This window comes from Microbacterium sp. NPDC088619 (genome assembly GCF_044752825.1).
GTDB lineage: Bacteria > Actinomycetota > Actinomycetes > Actinomycetales > Microbacteriaceae > Microbacterium.
Map to the genome: position 1 here is coordinate 2,481,628 of NZ_JBIVLZ010000001.1, position 13,171 is coordinate 2,494,798.

Here is a 13,171-nt window from a genome sequence, read left to right on the forward strand (position 1 = left end):
TCCACAAGGTCGTATCAGGGGGTCAGTACGTGTCGACAGAGCCACGAGTTCTCGCGGGGCGCTACCGCGTAGACGAGCTCATCGGGCACGGCGGCATGGCGAAGGTGTACCGCGGGTACGACCTGACCCTCGGTCGTGCGGTGGCGATCAAGATCCTCGACCCCGAGCTCGCTCGGGACAACGCGTTCCGCACGCGCTTCCGTCTCGAGGCGCAGTCGGCGTCTCGCATGTCGCACCCGTCGATCGTCCGGGTCTACGACGCCGGCGACCCCTCGACCACCGACAGCAGCACCGACGAACCTCCGTACATCATCATGGAGCTGATCAGCGGGACCCTGCTGAAGGACATCATCGCGAAGGGCCCGGTGCCTGTCGAAGACGCCGTGCGCTACGTCGACGGCATCCTCGAGGCGCTCGACTACTCGCACCGCGCGGGCGTCGTGCATCGCGACATCAAGCCGGGCAACGTCATGGTGACCGACAAGGGCCAGGTCAAGGTCATGGACTTCGGCATCGCCCGAGCCGTGTCCGACTCGTCGTCGACCGTCGCCGAGACCACGCAGATCATCGGCACAGCCGCATATTTCTCGCCCGAGCAGGCCAAGGGCGAGCCTGTCGACGCCAGGGCGGACCTCTACTCCACCGGTGTCGTGCTCTATGAGCTGCTCACCGGGCGTCAGCCGTTCCGCGGCGAGTCGCCGGTCGCGGTCGCGTACCAGCATGTGAGCGAGACCCCGGTCCCTCCGACCGAGGTGAACGAGGACTCCCCCGGCGCGCTCGATCCGATCGTCCTGCGAGCGCTCGCGAAGGACCCGTACCAGCGGTACCCGGATGCTGCGCACTTCCGCGCCGCGCTCGACTCTGCGGTCTCCGGCCATGCGCCGAGCCGCAAGGAACTCGGCGCGCTCACGAGCGAGCTGTATGGTCCGAGTCCGCGCGCCGCGCAGGAGACCGCCCGATCGCTGCGTCAGCTGAGCACCGACACGACGATGGCTCGCACGCAGTCGGGTCCTCCCGTCGCGTGGATCTGGGCAGGCGTCGCACTGCTCGCGGTGCTGCTGGCATCCGTGCTGTTCTGGGTGTGGACGCTCAGCATGCGGCCGGATGACGTGCCGTCGAGCGCTCGCGTCGTGCCGGACCTCGTCAACGTGTCATCCGAGCGCGCTCAGGACGACCTCGGCAAGCTCGATCTGACGGCCAAGCTCGTGCTCGAGTCGAGCAACGACATCGTCGAGGGCAATGTCACCCGCACCGATCCGGAGAGCGGCACAGCCGTCAGCGAGGGAGATTCCGTCACCGTCTACGTGTCGTCCGGCAAGGAGACCGTGGTGGTGCCGATCCTCGAGGGTCTGTCGCTGACCGCCGCCAAGGACGCCCTCGCAGCAGCCGGTCTCGAGCTCGGCACGGTGATCCAGCGCAACGACAAGGGCCTGGCGGCCGAGACGGTGATGGAGGCCAGCGAGGCCGCGGAGAGCGAGGTCGCACCGCAGACCGTCGTGAACCTCGTGGTCGCCAGCGGTCGAGTCACCCTCACCGACGTCACGGGATGGACGATGGACGCCGCGCAGGCCGAGCTCGAACGCATCGGACTCACTCCGAGCCCGGTCGAGCTGATCGACTGCACTCCGACGGAGCCCCCGACCGTGTCGTCGATGTCGGCCGCACCCGGCGATGTCGCGATCGGCTCGACGGTCGAACTGCGCTACTGCGTCGCCGCCGGCTGAGCCGCACGAAGGTCGGTCCCCGACAGCGGATGCAGGCTCGACGACAACGCGACGGCGTCTGAGTCGCCGCAGAGCGCGAGCCAGTTGGCGAGCAGACGGTAGCCGCCTTCGGTGAGCACGCTCTCGGGGTGGAACTGCACCCCGAGGATCGGCAGCCGGGTATGCGCCAGAGCCATCACGGTGCCGCTGTCGGTGCGGGCTGTGACGACGACTTCGTCCGGCAGCTCGGACTCCGCCAGAGCGAGAGAGTGATACCTGCCCGCGTCGAACGGCGAGGGGATGCCGGCGAAGAGAGCCGACCCGTCATGCGTGACGCGCGACACCATGCCGTGCATCAGCTCGGGCGCCTCCGACACGGCGGTGCCGAACGCGGCCCCGATCACCTGGTGCCCGAGGCAGACGCCGAGAAGCGGCATCCGCACCCGTGCGGCCAGGCGCACGGCATCGATCGAGACCCCGGCGTCAGCGGGAGCCCCCGGACCGGGCGACAGGAGCAACGCGTCGAAATCGGGAAGAATCCCTTCGAGCTGCGACGCCGCAACGGCATCCGCTTCGATCAGGGTGGCGTCGGCGCCCAGCTCACGCAGGTAGCCGACGAGGGTGTGCACGAAGCTGTCGTGGTTGTCCACGACGAGCACGCGGGTCATTCGAGATCGACCTCGCCCGGAGTGATCAGGGGACTCACCCAGGGGAACACGAACCAGAACAGCCCGTAGAGCACTGCGGCGATGAGCACCAGAAGGATGAAGAGCTTCAGCCACCACGGACCGGGCAGCAGGCTCCAGAGTGCGGCATACATGATTACGTCTCGTTCCGTTCGGCTAGATCGACGGCGCTGCCGGCGGAGGCGGTGGGTCGGTGAGCGCTGTGGGCGGGCCTTCGGCGCGCGGTTGGAAGCCTTCGAACACCCCGTAGGCGACGATGCGCTCGGCCAGTGAATAGAGCGGGGAGCAGGCGGTCAGGGTGATGTACTTCTCGCCCGTCTCGACGCCGGGCATCTGCGGCACATCCAGCAGCACGTCGGTCTGAGTCGGCTTGACGTACTCCAGGGTCCGGAAGCGGTAGGTGAACCACCCGTCGGGTGTCTCGACGACGATCGCATCGCCGACCTGGAGCTTGTCGAGCTGGTTGAACGGCTTGCCCCAGGTGGTGCGGTGTCCGGCCATCGCGAAGTTGCCGACCTCGCCGGGCATCTTCGAGTCGGTGTAGACGCCGATTCCGAGGTCGTCGAGGGTGCGCGCACGGCTGGTGCCGCCGTAGATCCCGACGTTGTACTCGGCACCGAAGCGCGGGACATGCATCTGTGCGAACCACTGCGCGTCCGCCGGTGCGGCAGGGATCACGGGTTCGTAGTAGGTCTTGCCGTCCTCCCCCTCGACCAGGGGCGGCGGTTCGGGCGCCGGAGCCTCGGCGAGCGTCTGCGACATGGCCGCGCCCTCGTCGTTCTTCTGCGCGGCGATGATGATGTCACCGATCCACATCTGCCACGCGACGAACAGAAGCACGAGCACCCCACCGGTGAGCAGCAGCTCACCGAGGACACTCGTGAAGGTCGCGCGCGATCGTGGGCGACGCCGGCGTGCGCGTCGCTCCCCCGAGACGACGGATGCAGTCATGGCCAGATCTTATCCGGCAGACCTGTACGCAGGCTCTCGGATGCCGCTTTCCGCGCGATATGACACTCTTGGGTACACTGTGGGAATGGCACGCGACCGCAAGATCGAAGAACCCGAAGCCCCGCGCAGCGAAGGCGAAGCCGCACCCAACGCCGTGTGGTTCAAGCCGGTGATGGTCGGCTTCATGCTTCTGGGTCTGGTGTGGATTCTCGTGTTCTACATCTCGGGCATGCAGTTCCCGATTCCGGGGCTCGACAACTGGAACCTCGCGATCGGCCTGGGCATCGCCCTCATCGGCTTCCTGATGACCACACGCTGGCGCTGACGCCGACCCTCGTCTTCGAAGAAGGCCCCTCTCGCCGCGGCGAGAGGGGCCTCTTTCGTTCGTGACCGGCTTCGCCGACAGCGAGTTATCCACAGGTTATCCCCACCCTGGGGAGAATTACACCCATGTTATTCACATCGGTTAACAACCCTGTTAACAACTCTTGATCAGGAGTAAACCGTCGTGATCAGGAAAGGTACCAACAGGGCGACGATCAGGATCAGGGCGACGACGACCGCGGCGAGCAGCACTATCTGCAGAGTGCGCTGCTCCCGTCGTCGGGTTCTGGTGAGGATGAATGCCACGAGCGCGCCGACGATCGCCCCACCGAGATGTGCCTGCCAGGCGATGTTCTGGGAGAACACGAACCCGACGACGAAGTTGATGCCGAGGATCACGAGGATCCCCGTCACGTTCGCACCGATGTGCCTGCCGATGATGAGCAGCGCGGCCATCAGGCCGAAGATCGCTCCGGAGGCGCCGACCGTGGCGGTCCCGGGCGCGAGCAGTGCGACGGCGACGGATCCGCCGAGGCCGCTGATCAGATACAACGCGAGGAAGCGGACCCGACCCAGCATCGGTTCGAGACTCTGCCCGAGCATCCACAGAGCGAGCATGTTGAGGGCGAGATGCAGGAACCCGCCGTGCACGAAGACGGCTGTGAGAAGTCGCCAGGGCTCGAACGGCATGAGCGACAGGTCCGGATACAGATACCCGGCTGCGAAGAGCAGCTGACCGGTGATCGCCTGGCCCATCCCCGGGATCAGTTGAAGGAGTCCTATGAAAGACGTCACCGCGAGCAGCGCGTAGGTGACGACCGGCTTGCCGCTGCTCCTCGAAGCGAGTGCGGTGCCACGCCCGCCCCACCGGCGTTCGGCCCGCTTCTGGGCGGGAGTGCGGTTCTTGCGCTCTGCTGCCATGCATTCGGGGCAGATCACCCCGACCGGCGCCTGCGTCTGACACTCGGGGCAGATGGTGCGCAGGCACCGCTGGCAGAGCACGAAGCTCTGCCGATCCGGATGCCGGTAGCAGAAGTTCTCGCGGTTGTCCGCGAACTCAGGCGTGGTCATCCGGATCGGCCAGCGTCGGCGTCAGGCCGCGACGATGTCGATCGACTGCAGCACGACCGGCTCGATCGGGCGGTCGCCCGCGGCGGTCGGCACGGCGGCGATCGCGTCGACGACAGCCTTGGAGGCGTCATCGGCGACCTCGCCGAAGATCGTGTGCTTTCCCTGGAGCCAGGGGGTGGGGTCGGTCGTGATGAAGAACTGCGAACCGTTGGTGCCCTCGGGCTTGCCGGTGATGGCGTTGCGACGCAGACCCGCGTTCGCCATCGCGAGGATGTAGGGCTCGTTGAAGTTGAGCTCCATGTTGATCTCGTCGTCGAAGTTGTAACCGGGGCCGCCGACGCCCTGTCCGAGCGGGTCGCCGCCCTGGATCATGAAGTTCGGGATGATGCGGTGGAAGACGACATCCTTGTAGAGAGCGCCCTCGCCCGGCTTGCCGGTGGCGGGGTGCGTCCACTCCTGGGTGCCGTCGGCCAGGCCGACGAAGTTCTTGACCGTCTTCGGGGCGTGGTCGCCGAAGAGGTTGATGACGATGTCACCGTGGTTGGTGTGCAGGGTTGCGACATGAGAAGCGTGAGCCATGCGTCCATTCTCGCAGAGCTTCCCATGAGTTGGCCCGCGTCTAGCGCTGATCGCCCTCCGACGCAAGGGTTCGGCGATTCCCTCGCCCCATCCGGGGTCGCGTGGCAAGATGGGGAATCCGTACTCCAATCGACAGGAGAGCATCGTGAGCATCAGCCGCAAGCGGAAGAAGGAGCTGCGTCGTCTTCAGAACGACGCGAACCAGCTCTGGGAGAACCAGCAGGTCCTGGTCGGCCACGCCGCCGACGTCGCCCGTGAGGCCGGACGCCAGCTCGGCCACTTCGGCCGCGAGCAGGTCGGTCCTGTCGTGCAGGACACCTACAACCGTCGCCTCGCCCCGGTCGTCGACCGTGGCGTCCGCTTCGGCCACCACGTCGTGGACGACAAGGTCGTCCCGATCGTCGGCGGAGTCGTCGGAACCGCGCTCACCGCGTGGGACGTGGCCAACGCCAAGCGCGAGGGTGTCGTGCGCAAGGTGCGCAAGGCCACCAAGCCCGAGCCCAAGGGTCCGGGCGTCGGCTCGATCATCGCGCTGATCCTCGGCGTCGCCGCGGCAGCCGGTGTTCTGTACGCCGCCTGGCAGGCCCTGCGCGCGGACGACGAGCTCTGGGTCGCAGACGACCCGCTCTCCGCACCTGACGCGTGACCTCGACATCGGAGCCCCCGGCCACTCAGCCGGGGGATCTCCATGCTCGGGTGAGGGATGCGGCTGCCGCACGTGGACTCGATATCGAGATCCGCGAGCGGCCCGCCGCCCGAAGCCTCTTCGAGGCGGCTGAGCTGCTCGGCATCCTGCCCTCCGGCATCGTCAAGACCCTCGTGGTCAAGCGCTCTGACGACACGTACCTGTTCGCGCTGGTTCCCGGCGGCAGGTCGATCTCGTGGCCGAAGCTGCGTGCAGTCGTCGGTGTGAACAAGCTCCGCCTGCCTGAACCGGATCTCGCGCTCGCGGCGACCGGCTACGAACGCGGAACAATCGTCCCGATCGGCAGCACCACCGATTGGCCTGTCTTCGCCGATGAGTCGATCGTCGGCCAGCGCATCGCGATGGGCGCCGGTGCTCACGGGTACAGCCTGTTCGTCGATGCTGACGACCTCATCGCCGCCTACGGCGCGACAGTGGCCGACATCTCGGTTCCCGAAGAGGCTCGAGACTGAGTCAGAGGATGCCCGCCATCCGCAGTGCGATGTCGACCAGCTTCACTCGCTGCAGTTCCTTCACCGACTTGAGAGGGAACCACTCCGCCATGTCGGTGGAGCCGTCGGCCTCGAAGGTCAGCTTGCCGCCAGTCACCGATGCCCGGTACACGATGCGCAGCGTGTGCAGCGGCTGATCCGACTGGTTCACTCTCTGGCTGGCGGGAATGACCCTCGAGTGGATGCCGAGCAGCTCGCCCACCTTGACCGCATAGCCGGTCTCCTCGCGGAGCTCCCGCCGGACGGCGTCCTCGGGTGCCTCACCGGCCTCGAGACCACCACCGGGCATCGTCCACGGGACCCGTCGCCCTTCGATCCAGCGCGCCAGAAGTATGCGTCCGTCGTCATCGGTGACGACCGCGTATGCCGCGACCCGCATGTCCATGCCCTCACACTACTGGCGGCGACGGCGACCGACACCTCTGATCCCGTCAGATGACGCTGCCTGTGCAGCACGGAACGCCGTCACCACGATCGCAGGCCCGGATTCGGATCCCCGATCGCGAGATCGATCAGGAATCGAGAAGCACAGCGACCCGCGGCATCCGTAGTGTGAGGTTCACCGCAGATCACGCCGAGAAAGGAACCTGTCATGGCTGACAACGAGAAGAACTTCAGCGCCGAGGAACGCGAGGCCATGAAGGAGGCCGCGGCCGACAAGCGCAAGTCGAGGTCTCGGGCGAAGAAGAGCCCGGAAGAGGTGCGCGCCGAGGGAGTGGCAGATCTCGAAGCGGCCGTGGCGAAGCTGCCGGACGACAAGGATCGCGAGCTGTCGCTGGCCCTCCATGCCCTGGTCACCGAGGTGGCCCCCGAGCTGATGCCGCGCACCTACTACGGCATGCCGGCGTGGGGCAAGGACGGCAAGGTCCTCTGCTTCTTCCAGCCGGCGAGCAAGTTCAAGGTCCGCTATGGGACGTTCGGATTCGAGCCCATCTCGAACCTCGACGACGGCACGATGTGGCCGACCGCCTACGCGCTGCTCGACCTCACCGCCGCGAACCGCAAGGTGCTCACCGAGCGCATCCGCCTCGCCGTCAGCTGAGTCGCCGTTCCCTGACCCCGGCCCGAGCAGTAGCGTGGATGCCGTGAGCACACTGCCGTTCCCCGCCTCCGTGTATTCCGCTCGTCTCGACCGCGCCGCGTCTCTCGCCGCCGGCGTCGGTCTCGACGGGATAGTCGTCGGGCCTGGCCCCGATCTGCAGTACCTGGTCGGCGTCGAGGGCGACACGATCGAACGGCTCACGGCACTCGTGCTCGGGCCGGGACTGGCACCCACGATCATCGTGCCGCGCATGGAGCTCGCGAAGGTCAGGACCACCGCCGTGGGCGAGCTCGGACTCGCGGTCTCCGACTGGGTCGACGGCGAGAACCCCTACGACCTCGTGGCCGCAGCGCTCGGCACCGTCTCGAGGGTGGGCGTCTCCGACGCTCTGCCGGCCCTGCACGTGATCCCCTTGGCCGATCGGATCGACGTGCGCGTCGAGCTCGCTACACCGGTGCTGCGCGAGGGGCGCATGATCAAGGATGCCGAAGAGGTCGCCGAGCTGCGGCGAGCCGGCTCCGCGATCGACGCCGTGCACCGCCGCGTGCCCGAGTGGCTTCGCGCAGGTCGCACCGAGCGCGAAGTGGCGGCCGACATCGTCGAGGCCATCGTCGCCGAGGGACACCGCACCGTCGAGTTCGTGATCGTCGGCTCCGGCCCCAACGGCGCCGACCCGCATCACGAGGTGTCGGATCGCGTGATCGGCGACGGAGAGATCGTGGTCGTCGACATCGGGGGAGCAGTGCCGAGCGGCTACAACTCCGACAGCACCCGCACCTACGTGGTCGGCACTCCCGACCCTGAGGCCGCCGATCGCATCGCGGTGCTCGTCCGCGCTCAGCAGGCCGCCGTCGACGCCGTGCACCCCGGGGCGACGGCCGAGGAGGTTGACGCCGCCGCACGGTCGGTGCTCGCTGAGGCAGGGTTCGCAGAGGCCTTCCTGCACCGCACCGGTCACGGCATCGGCGTCTCGGTGCACGAGGAGCCCTACATCGCGCCCGGCAACGACCTCGTGCTGCGCGAGGGCATGGCCTTCAGCATCGAACCCGGCATCTACTTCGCGGGCGAGTGGGGTGCGCGCATCGAAGACATCGTCGTCGTGACGGCTGACGGGTGCGAGCGCCTGAACACCGCGCGCCACGGGCTCACCGGGGTCTGAACCGGTCTGTCGGGTCGCTGGGTTCGCGACCGGTCAAGCCCCTTTGTGGGCGCGATCCGGGCGGCCAGACTGTGACCATGGCATCCGATGCGAGCGCCCGCGACGGCGAGGCGCGTGACCCAGAGCACACCGCCGACGGGCATCACGTCATCATCGACGGCCGACGATGGCGAGCGACCGACCCGTCGATCCCCGATACGTTCCGTCAGGAGCTGGTCGATGAGCTGATGGCTGCTCGCCGTGCCGTGAAGGCTCAGGATCCCGATGCACGACGCCGGGTGCACGATGCGAAGACCGCGCTGGGTGAACGCGGGGCGCCCTGGTGGGAGGATCGCGTCGGCGACGACTTCGACGAGAGGATCGCGGCTGCGATGCGCGCTCTCACGCGCAAGCGGGACGGGTCCTCGATCTGTCCGAGCGATGTGGCGCGGGCGGTCGGCGGTGAGTCGTGGCGGTCGGTGATGGCGGACGTCCGGCGGGTCGCCGCGGTGCTCGCGGACCGCGAGGAGATCGTCGTGACGCAGAAGGGTGACGAAGTGAGCATCCGCGACGCTCGTGGTCCGGTGCGGATGGTGCGCGGACCGAAGCTCTGATCCCGAACGGGCATCCAGCCGCATCCGGGCTTCAGAGCTCGTCGTGGTACCCGCTGTAGGGGAAGTCGACGTCGCCGGTGTCACGCGGGTCGTATGCCACCGATGCGACGCTGATCCTGACCTGGGTGTTCGGGGTGATGAGCACGCTCACGGCCCTGTTTCCGACCACGACCAGGTCGACGAACGTGCCGGAGGTCCTCGTCGCCGATTCGATGCGTTCTCGCAGATCGTCGACATCCTGATCCTGGGAGAGCAGGAAGCTCGATCCGTCGAACACGATCTCGGTCTGGATCATCATCTCCCCGTCAGCCATGCGTGCACGCTACGCCCGTGAACCGGAAGTGTGAAGGGGGGTTGATTACTGACGTCTCTCCTGAGACGAGTCTGATTTCGAAGGCCCGTCTCGACGGCGTCCGCCACTCGGATCCGTCTCGAGACCGGCGAGTTGTCAACAGATCGATCCACATCTGTGGACTCGGAGAGCACCGCGTCGCGCGGGCCACGTGAGTTGTTAACAGGGTTGTTAACACCTGTGGAGACCGGAAAACGAGAAGGCCCCGCACGATGGCGGGGCCTTCTCGAACTGTCTCAACACAGTGTGGAGCCTAGGAGATTCGAACTCCTGACATCCTGCTTGCAAAGCAGGCGCTCTACCAACTGAGCTAAGGCCCCGTGAGGGAATCTATTGAGTTGAGGAGTGGGCCCACCAGGACTTGAACCTGGGACCTCTTCATTATCAGTGAAGCGCTCTAACCGCCTGAGCTATGGGCCCGTCAACCTCCGAAACTTTACCGGAGATTCGTGGAAATACCCAATCGAGGGCGGGGCACCGGCGCGCCCTCGCCCTCGATCGTGGTCAGCGTCCCGGGCGAATCGTCACGCTGCCGGCTGAAAGGGTCACATCGATCGCGTTCCGGGTACCTGAGGACTGGTCGATCTTCGCGTCGAGTGATCCGGCGCTGACGTCCTGAGTGATCGAGTATGACTCGTCCGGAACTGTGAGGTCCACCGACCCCGCGCTCACATCGATCGTCGTCTGCGACGGCGCGCGTCCGGTCAGCTCGGCGTTCAGATCGCCTGCCGAGACGCTGAGATCGGCCTCGTCGACGCCGTCGAGCAGAGCATCCGCACGGCCGGCGCTCATGTCGATGCTGAGACTGCGCGCCACGCCCTCGACATCGAGGGCACCGGCGTTGACGGTGACGTCGAGAGCGCCGAACTCGCCGACCACATCGAGGCTGCCCGCATCGAGGGTGAGGTCGGCATCGAGCTGCGCATCGAGAAGATCTTCCGGAAGAGTCAGCACGGCCGACTGGTCATCGCCGAACCAGCTGCCGAACCACCATCCGAAACGGAACTCCGGACTCCGCACGACCAGGTCGTCGCCCTCGCGCTCGAGTGTCCATGCGGGTCCACGTGCGTCGGTGACCGCCAGCCGGGCCTCATCGACGTCCCCGAACTCGATGCGCATGTTTCCGGCATCCACGTCGAGGTCGAGCCCCTCGATCCCGGCTGCATCCTCGGTCAGCACCGAGTCGCTGCCCTGCGTGGACCCCATCATGCTGCCGGTCGCTGCGACGGCCGCGGACCCACCCGCACCGAGGAGGGCGAGCCCGCCGACGATCGCGGTCACGATCATGATCGCCGTCGTTCCCGATGAGCGTCCCGCATCGGCAGGAGACGCCTGCGCGGGCGCAGCGGCGGGTGCCGGTGCGGGCGCAGCGGCGGGCGCCGGTGCGGGCGCCTGCCCCTGGGGCGGGGATGCCGGCGGGGGAGTGAGCGGGGTGTGCCCGCCCTGGAAGTCTTCGTTGTTCGTGGTCATCGTCCCAGTCCTGTCTGTCCGGTCGGCGTCGTGCCGCCCGTGTTCTCGATGTGTGCGAGGGCCGCCAGCACGCGTCGGTTGCCCGACTCGCCCTGCTCGAAGCCCAGCTTCTGGAAGATCGCGGTGATGTGCTTCTCGACGCTCGCCTCCGAGAGGAAGAGCAGGCCGGCTATGGCCCCATTCGACTTGCCCTCGGCGATCAGCGCCAGCACGGTCCGTTCGCGCTCTGTGAGGCGCTGCATGCGGTCGTCGCGGTTGCGGCGGGTGAGCAGCTGGGCGACGACCTCCGGATCGAGCACCGTCGCACCCTCCGAGATCCTCTGCACCGAGGCGAGGAACTCGGAGACATCGGCGACCCTGTCCTTGAGCAGATAGCCCAGGGGCCCGCCCTGCGCGGCGATGAGGTCGGACGCGTAGCGCTCCTCGACGTACTGCGAGAGCACGAGCAACGGAAGCGCGGGGTTCGTGTCGCGCAGTCCGAGAGCCGCGCGGATTCCCTCGTCGGTGAATGTCGGAGGAAGCCGCACATCGAGGATGCAGAGCTCAGGATCGGTCTCGATCACGGCTTCGGTGAGGCCGCCGGTGTCGGGCAGAGCCGCGACCACGCTGTGTCCGGCGTCCTCCAGCAGTCGTACGAGTCCTTCGCGCAGCAGGACCGAGTCCTCGCAGATCAGGATGCGCATGGCACATTCACCTCCAGGCTGGTCGGCCCGCCGACGGGGCTCTCGAGGCGGAAGGTTCCGCCGGCCGCGAGGATGCGGTTCGCGATGCCGTCGAGGCCACCGCCGGGCTGCACCTGTGCGCCGCCCATGCCGTTGTCCTCGACACGAGCCCAGAGCACCCCACCGTCACGGAGACGAACGGTGACCCGCGCCTCGCTGGCACGAGAGTGCTTGGCTGCGTTCGTGAGCGACTCGGCGATCGAGAAGTACACGGCGGCCTCGGCCTCACGGCTGCAGCGCCCCTCCATGCGCACGTCGAGGTGCACGGGGATGTGGGATCGCCCCGCGAGGGCGGACAGCGCCGCGTCGAGCCCGCGGTCGTCGAGAACGGAGGCATGGATGCCGCGGGCGAGCTGTCGCAGCTCGGTGATCGCGGCCTTCGTCGAGGTGTGCGCCTCGGCGATGAGCTCCTTGGCGGCATCCGGATCGTTGTCGATCTTCTGCTGGGCGAGTCCCAGGGTCATCCCGACCGAGACGAGACGCGGCTGGACCCCGTCGTGCAGATCCCGCTCGATGCGGGTGCGCTCCACGTCTGCGGCGCGCACCGCGCCCTCGCGCTGAGCGGTGCTGGTGCGCACGCGCTCCGTGAGTTCTGCCTCACGGCTGCGAACCACGATGGCGAGCGAGAGCACCCGGTTCAGCAATGCCAGGCCGATCATCCCGGCGAGGCAGGCTGCGATGCCGAGGATGCCGATGAGCGGTGCCCACGCCGGGTCGATGCCGCCTCCGCCGAACGGGCCCATCACGGCATCCGCTCCGGTGAGCGGCGCGAACGAGATGGTGATCGACCATACGAGACCGAATGCGAGGCGCAGCACGATCCAACCGAGCACGGCCGTGATCGCGAAGTTCGCGAGGGCCCGCCACATGCGGCCGTCGATGGCCTGACGTCCGAGCGACCGCAGCCAGCCCACGAAGCCGGGGCGATCGCGCGGGCGCCACCTGAGCGGTGTGATCGGCGAGCGGTAGAGGGCGCTGACCCGCGCCACCTCGAACCAGCCCACGCCGAAGAGGGCGTAGACGAGTCCGACGAGCAGCACGATGCCGACGCCGGCCGCGAAGAGCAGGCCGAGACCGGTGCCGAGAAGTCCGGAGAGAGTCGCGAAGATGAAGCCGCCGATGACTCCGATCCCTGCGAGATGCAGGATCGTGAGCACGATGCGCAGCGGCGGCTTCGTGGCCGTCGCCGGTTGCGGCGTGGCAGTGTGTGTCGTCATGGTTCAAAGGTACGGCGGCGCCGATCAGGCCGACACCGAGCCAGCCAGACACCCGGCTTCGGGTTTTCCCTACTCCACGGGAGCACAGAAAGAGGGGCGGATGCC

The 13,171-nt window shown here is 67.4% G+C and carries 17 protein-coding genes and 2 tRNA genes; 7 read left to right on the plus strand and 12 right to left on the minus strand.

Annotation, left to right across the window (positions count from 1 at the left end):
• Positions 1-29 precede the first annotated feature (29 nt).
• Positions 30-1,724 (plus strand): Stk1 family PASTA domain-containing Ser/Thr kinase, encoded by a 1,695-nt coding sequence (pknB, locus tag ACIP5T_RS11920; RefSeq protein WP_400863342.1) that lies wholly within the window; start codon positions 30-32, stop codon positions 1,722-1,724.
• Here pknB and ACIP5T_RS11925 read toward each other — a convergent pair.
• The 3 genes from ACIP5T_RS11925 to ACIP5T_RS11935 are packed head-to-tail and all read right to left on the minus strand — an operon-like array spanning position 1,703 to position 3,340.
• Entirely contained in the window at positions 1,703-2,371 is a 669-nt protein-coding gene (locus ACIP5T_RS11925; protein ID WP_400863344.1) for an anthranilate synthase component II, read from the minus strand. The two genes, pknB and ACIP5T_RS11925, sit on opposite strands and share 22 nt — an antisense overlap.
• The gene (locus tag ACIP5T_RS11930) at positions 2,368-2,523 is read right to left on the minus strand and encodes a hypothetical protein (RefSeq protein ID WP_400863346.1); all 156 of its coding nucleotides are present in this window, start codon (positions 2,521-2,523) and stop codon (positions 2,368-2,370) included. Before ACIP5T_RS11930 ends, ACIP5T_RS11925 begins: the two co-directional genes overlap by 4 nt.
• Before the next feature lie 22 nt (positions 2,524-2,545).
• Positions 2,546-3,340: a class E sortase gene (locus ACIP5T_RS11935; protein ID WP_400863348.1), complete on the minus strand. Its 795-nt coding sequence runs from the start codon at positions 3,338-3,340 to the stop codon at positions 2,546-2,548.
• A gap of 85 nt (positions 3,341-3,425) precedes the next feature.
• Between ACIP5T_RS11935 and ACIP5T_RS11940 the strand changes: the two genes are divergently transcribed.
• Complete coding sequence (locus ACIP5T_RS11940; RefSeq protein ID WP_400863350.1) at positions 3,426-3,665, plus strand: cell division protein CrgA; 240 nt, start codon at positions 3,426-3,428, stop codon at positions 3,663-3,665.
• A gap of 167 nt (positions 3,666-3,832) precedes the next feature.
• Here the strand turns inward: ACIP5T_RS11940 and ACIP5T_RS11945 are convergent, their stop codons facing one another.
• Positions 3,833-4,735, minus strand: coding sequence for a rhomboid family intramembrane serine protease (locus tag ACIP5T_RS11945; RefSeq protein ID WP_400863352.1), 903 nt, complete (start codon positions 4,733-4,735; stop codon positions 3,833-3,835).
• Positions 4,736-4,756: 21 nt separating this feature from the next.
• Entirely contained in the window at positions 4,757-5,314 is a 558-nt protein-coding gene (locus ACIP5T_RS11950; protein ID WP_215171201.1) for a peptidylprolyl isomerase, read from the minus strand.
• 145 nt (positions 5,315-5,459) lie between these two features.
• Here ACIP5T_RS11950 and ACIP5T_RS11955 point away from each other — a divergent pair, with 145 nt between their 5' ends.
• Both ACIP5T_RS11955 and ACIP5T_RS11960 read left to right on the plus strand, forming a co-directional pair.
• The gene (locus ACIP5T_RS11955; protein WP_400863354.1) at positions 5,460-5,960 is read left to right on the plus strand and encodes a DNA helicase; all 501 of its coding nucleotides are present in this window, start codon (positions 5,460-5,462) and stop codon (positions 5,958-5,960) included.
• 50 nt (positions 5,961-6,010) lie between these two features.
• Complete coding sequence (locus ACIP5T_RS11960; protein ID WP_400863356.1) at positions 6,011-6,472, plus strand: aminoacyl-tRNA deacylase; 462 nt, start codon at positions 6,011-6,013, stop codon at positions 6,470-6,472.
• A gap of 1 nt (position 6,473) precedes the next feature.
• Here ACIP5T_RS11960 and ACIP5T_RS11965 read toward each other — a convergent pair whose 3' ends face one another.
• Positions 6,474-6,896: an NUDIX hydrolase gene (locus ACIP5T_RS11965; RefSeq protein WP_400863358.1), complete on the minus strand. Its 423-nt coding sequence runs from the start codon at positions 6,894-6,896 to the stop codon at positions 6,474-6,476.
• 207 nt (positions 6,897-7,103) lie between these two features.
• Here ACIP5T_RS11965 and ACIP5T_RS11970 point away from each other — a divergent pair, with 207 nt between their 5' ends.
• From ACIP5T_RS11970 to ACIP5T_RS11980, 3 genes are all read left to right on the plus strand, one after another.
• Positions 7,104-7,553, plus strand: a complete 450-nt coding sequence (locus tag ACIP5T_RS11970) for a hypothetical protein (RefSeq protein ID WP_400863359.1) — start codon at positions 7,104-7,106, stop codon at positions 7,551-7,553.
• Between the two features lie 43 nt (positions 7,554-7,596).
• Positions 7,597-8,712: a M24 family metallopeptidase gene (locus ACIP5T_RS11975; RefSeq protein ID WP_400863361.1), complete on the plus strand. Its 1,116-nt coding sequence runs from the start codon at positions 7,597-7,599 to the stop codon at positions 8,710-8,712.
• A gap of 77 nt (positions 8,713-8,789) precedes the next feature.
• Positions 8,790-9,305 carry a DUF3253 domain-containing protein gene (locus tag ACIP5T_RS11980; RefSeq protein WP_400863362.1) on the plus strand — a complete coding sequence of 172 codons (516 nt, stop codon included), beginning with the start codon at positions 8,790-8,792 and terminating at the stop codon, positions 9,303-9,305.
• 31 nt (positions 9,306-9,336) lie between these two features.
• Here ACIP5T_RS11980 and ACIP5T_RS11985 read toward each other — a convergent pair whose 3' ends face one another.
• The 6 genes from ACIP5T_RS11985 to ACIP5T_RS12010 form a co-directional block, all read right to left on the minus strand.
• Positions 9,337-9,618 (minus strand): hypothetical protein, encoded by a 282-nt coding sequence (locus ACIP5T_RS11985; RefSeq protein WP_400863364.1) that lies wholly within the window; start codon positions 9,616-9,618, stop codon positions 9,337-9,339.
• 286 nt (positions 9,619-9,904) lie between these two features.
• Positions 9,905-9,977 (minus strand) — tRNA-Ala (locus ACIP5T_RS11990).
• Positions 9,978-10,003: 26 nt separating this feature from the next.
• Positions 10,004-10,077: transfer RNA gene (locus tag ACIP5T_RS11995), tRNA-Ile, on the minus strand.
• Positions 10,078-10,161: 84 nt separating this feature from the next.
• Complete coding sequence (locus ACIP5T_RS12000; protein ID WP_400863365.1) at positions 10,162-11,127, minus strand: DUF4097 family beta strand repeat-containing protein; 966 nt, start codon at positions 11,125-11,127, stop codon at positions 10,162-10,164.
• Positions 11,124-11,810 carry a LuxR C-terminal-related transcriptional regulator gene (locus tag ACIP5T_RS12005; RefSeq protein WP_400863366.1) on the minus strand — a complete coding sequence of 229 codons (687 nt, stop codon included), beginning with the start codon at positions 11,808-11,810 and terminating at the stop codon, positions 11,124-11,126. Before ACIP5T_RS12005 ends, ACIP5T_RS12000 begins: the two co-directional genes overlap by 4 nt.
• Complete coding sequence (locus tag ACIP5T_RS12010; protein WP_400863368.1) at positions 11,798-13,066, minus strand: sensor histidine kinase; 1,269 nt, start codon at positions 13,064-13,066, stop codon at positions 11,798-11,800. The genes ACIP5T_RS12005 and ACIP5T_RS12010 overlap by 13 nt, the downstream gene beginning before the upstream one ends.
• Positions 13,067-13,171 lie beyond the last annotated feature (105 nt).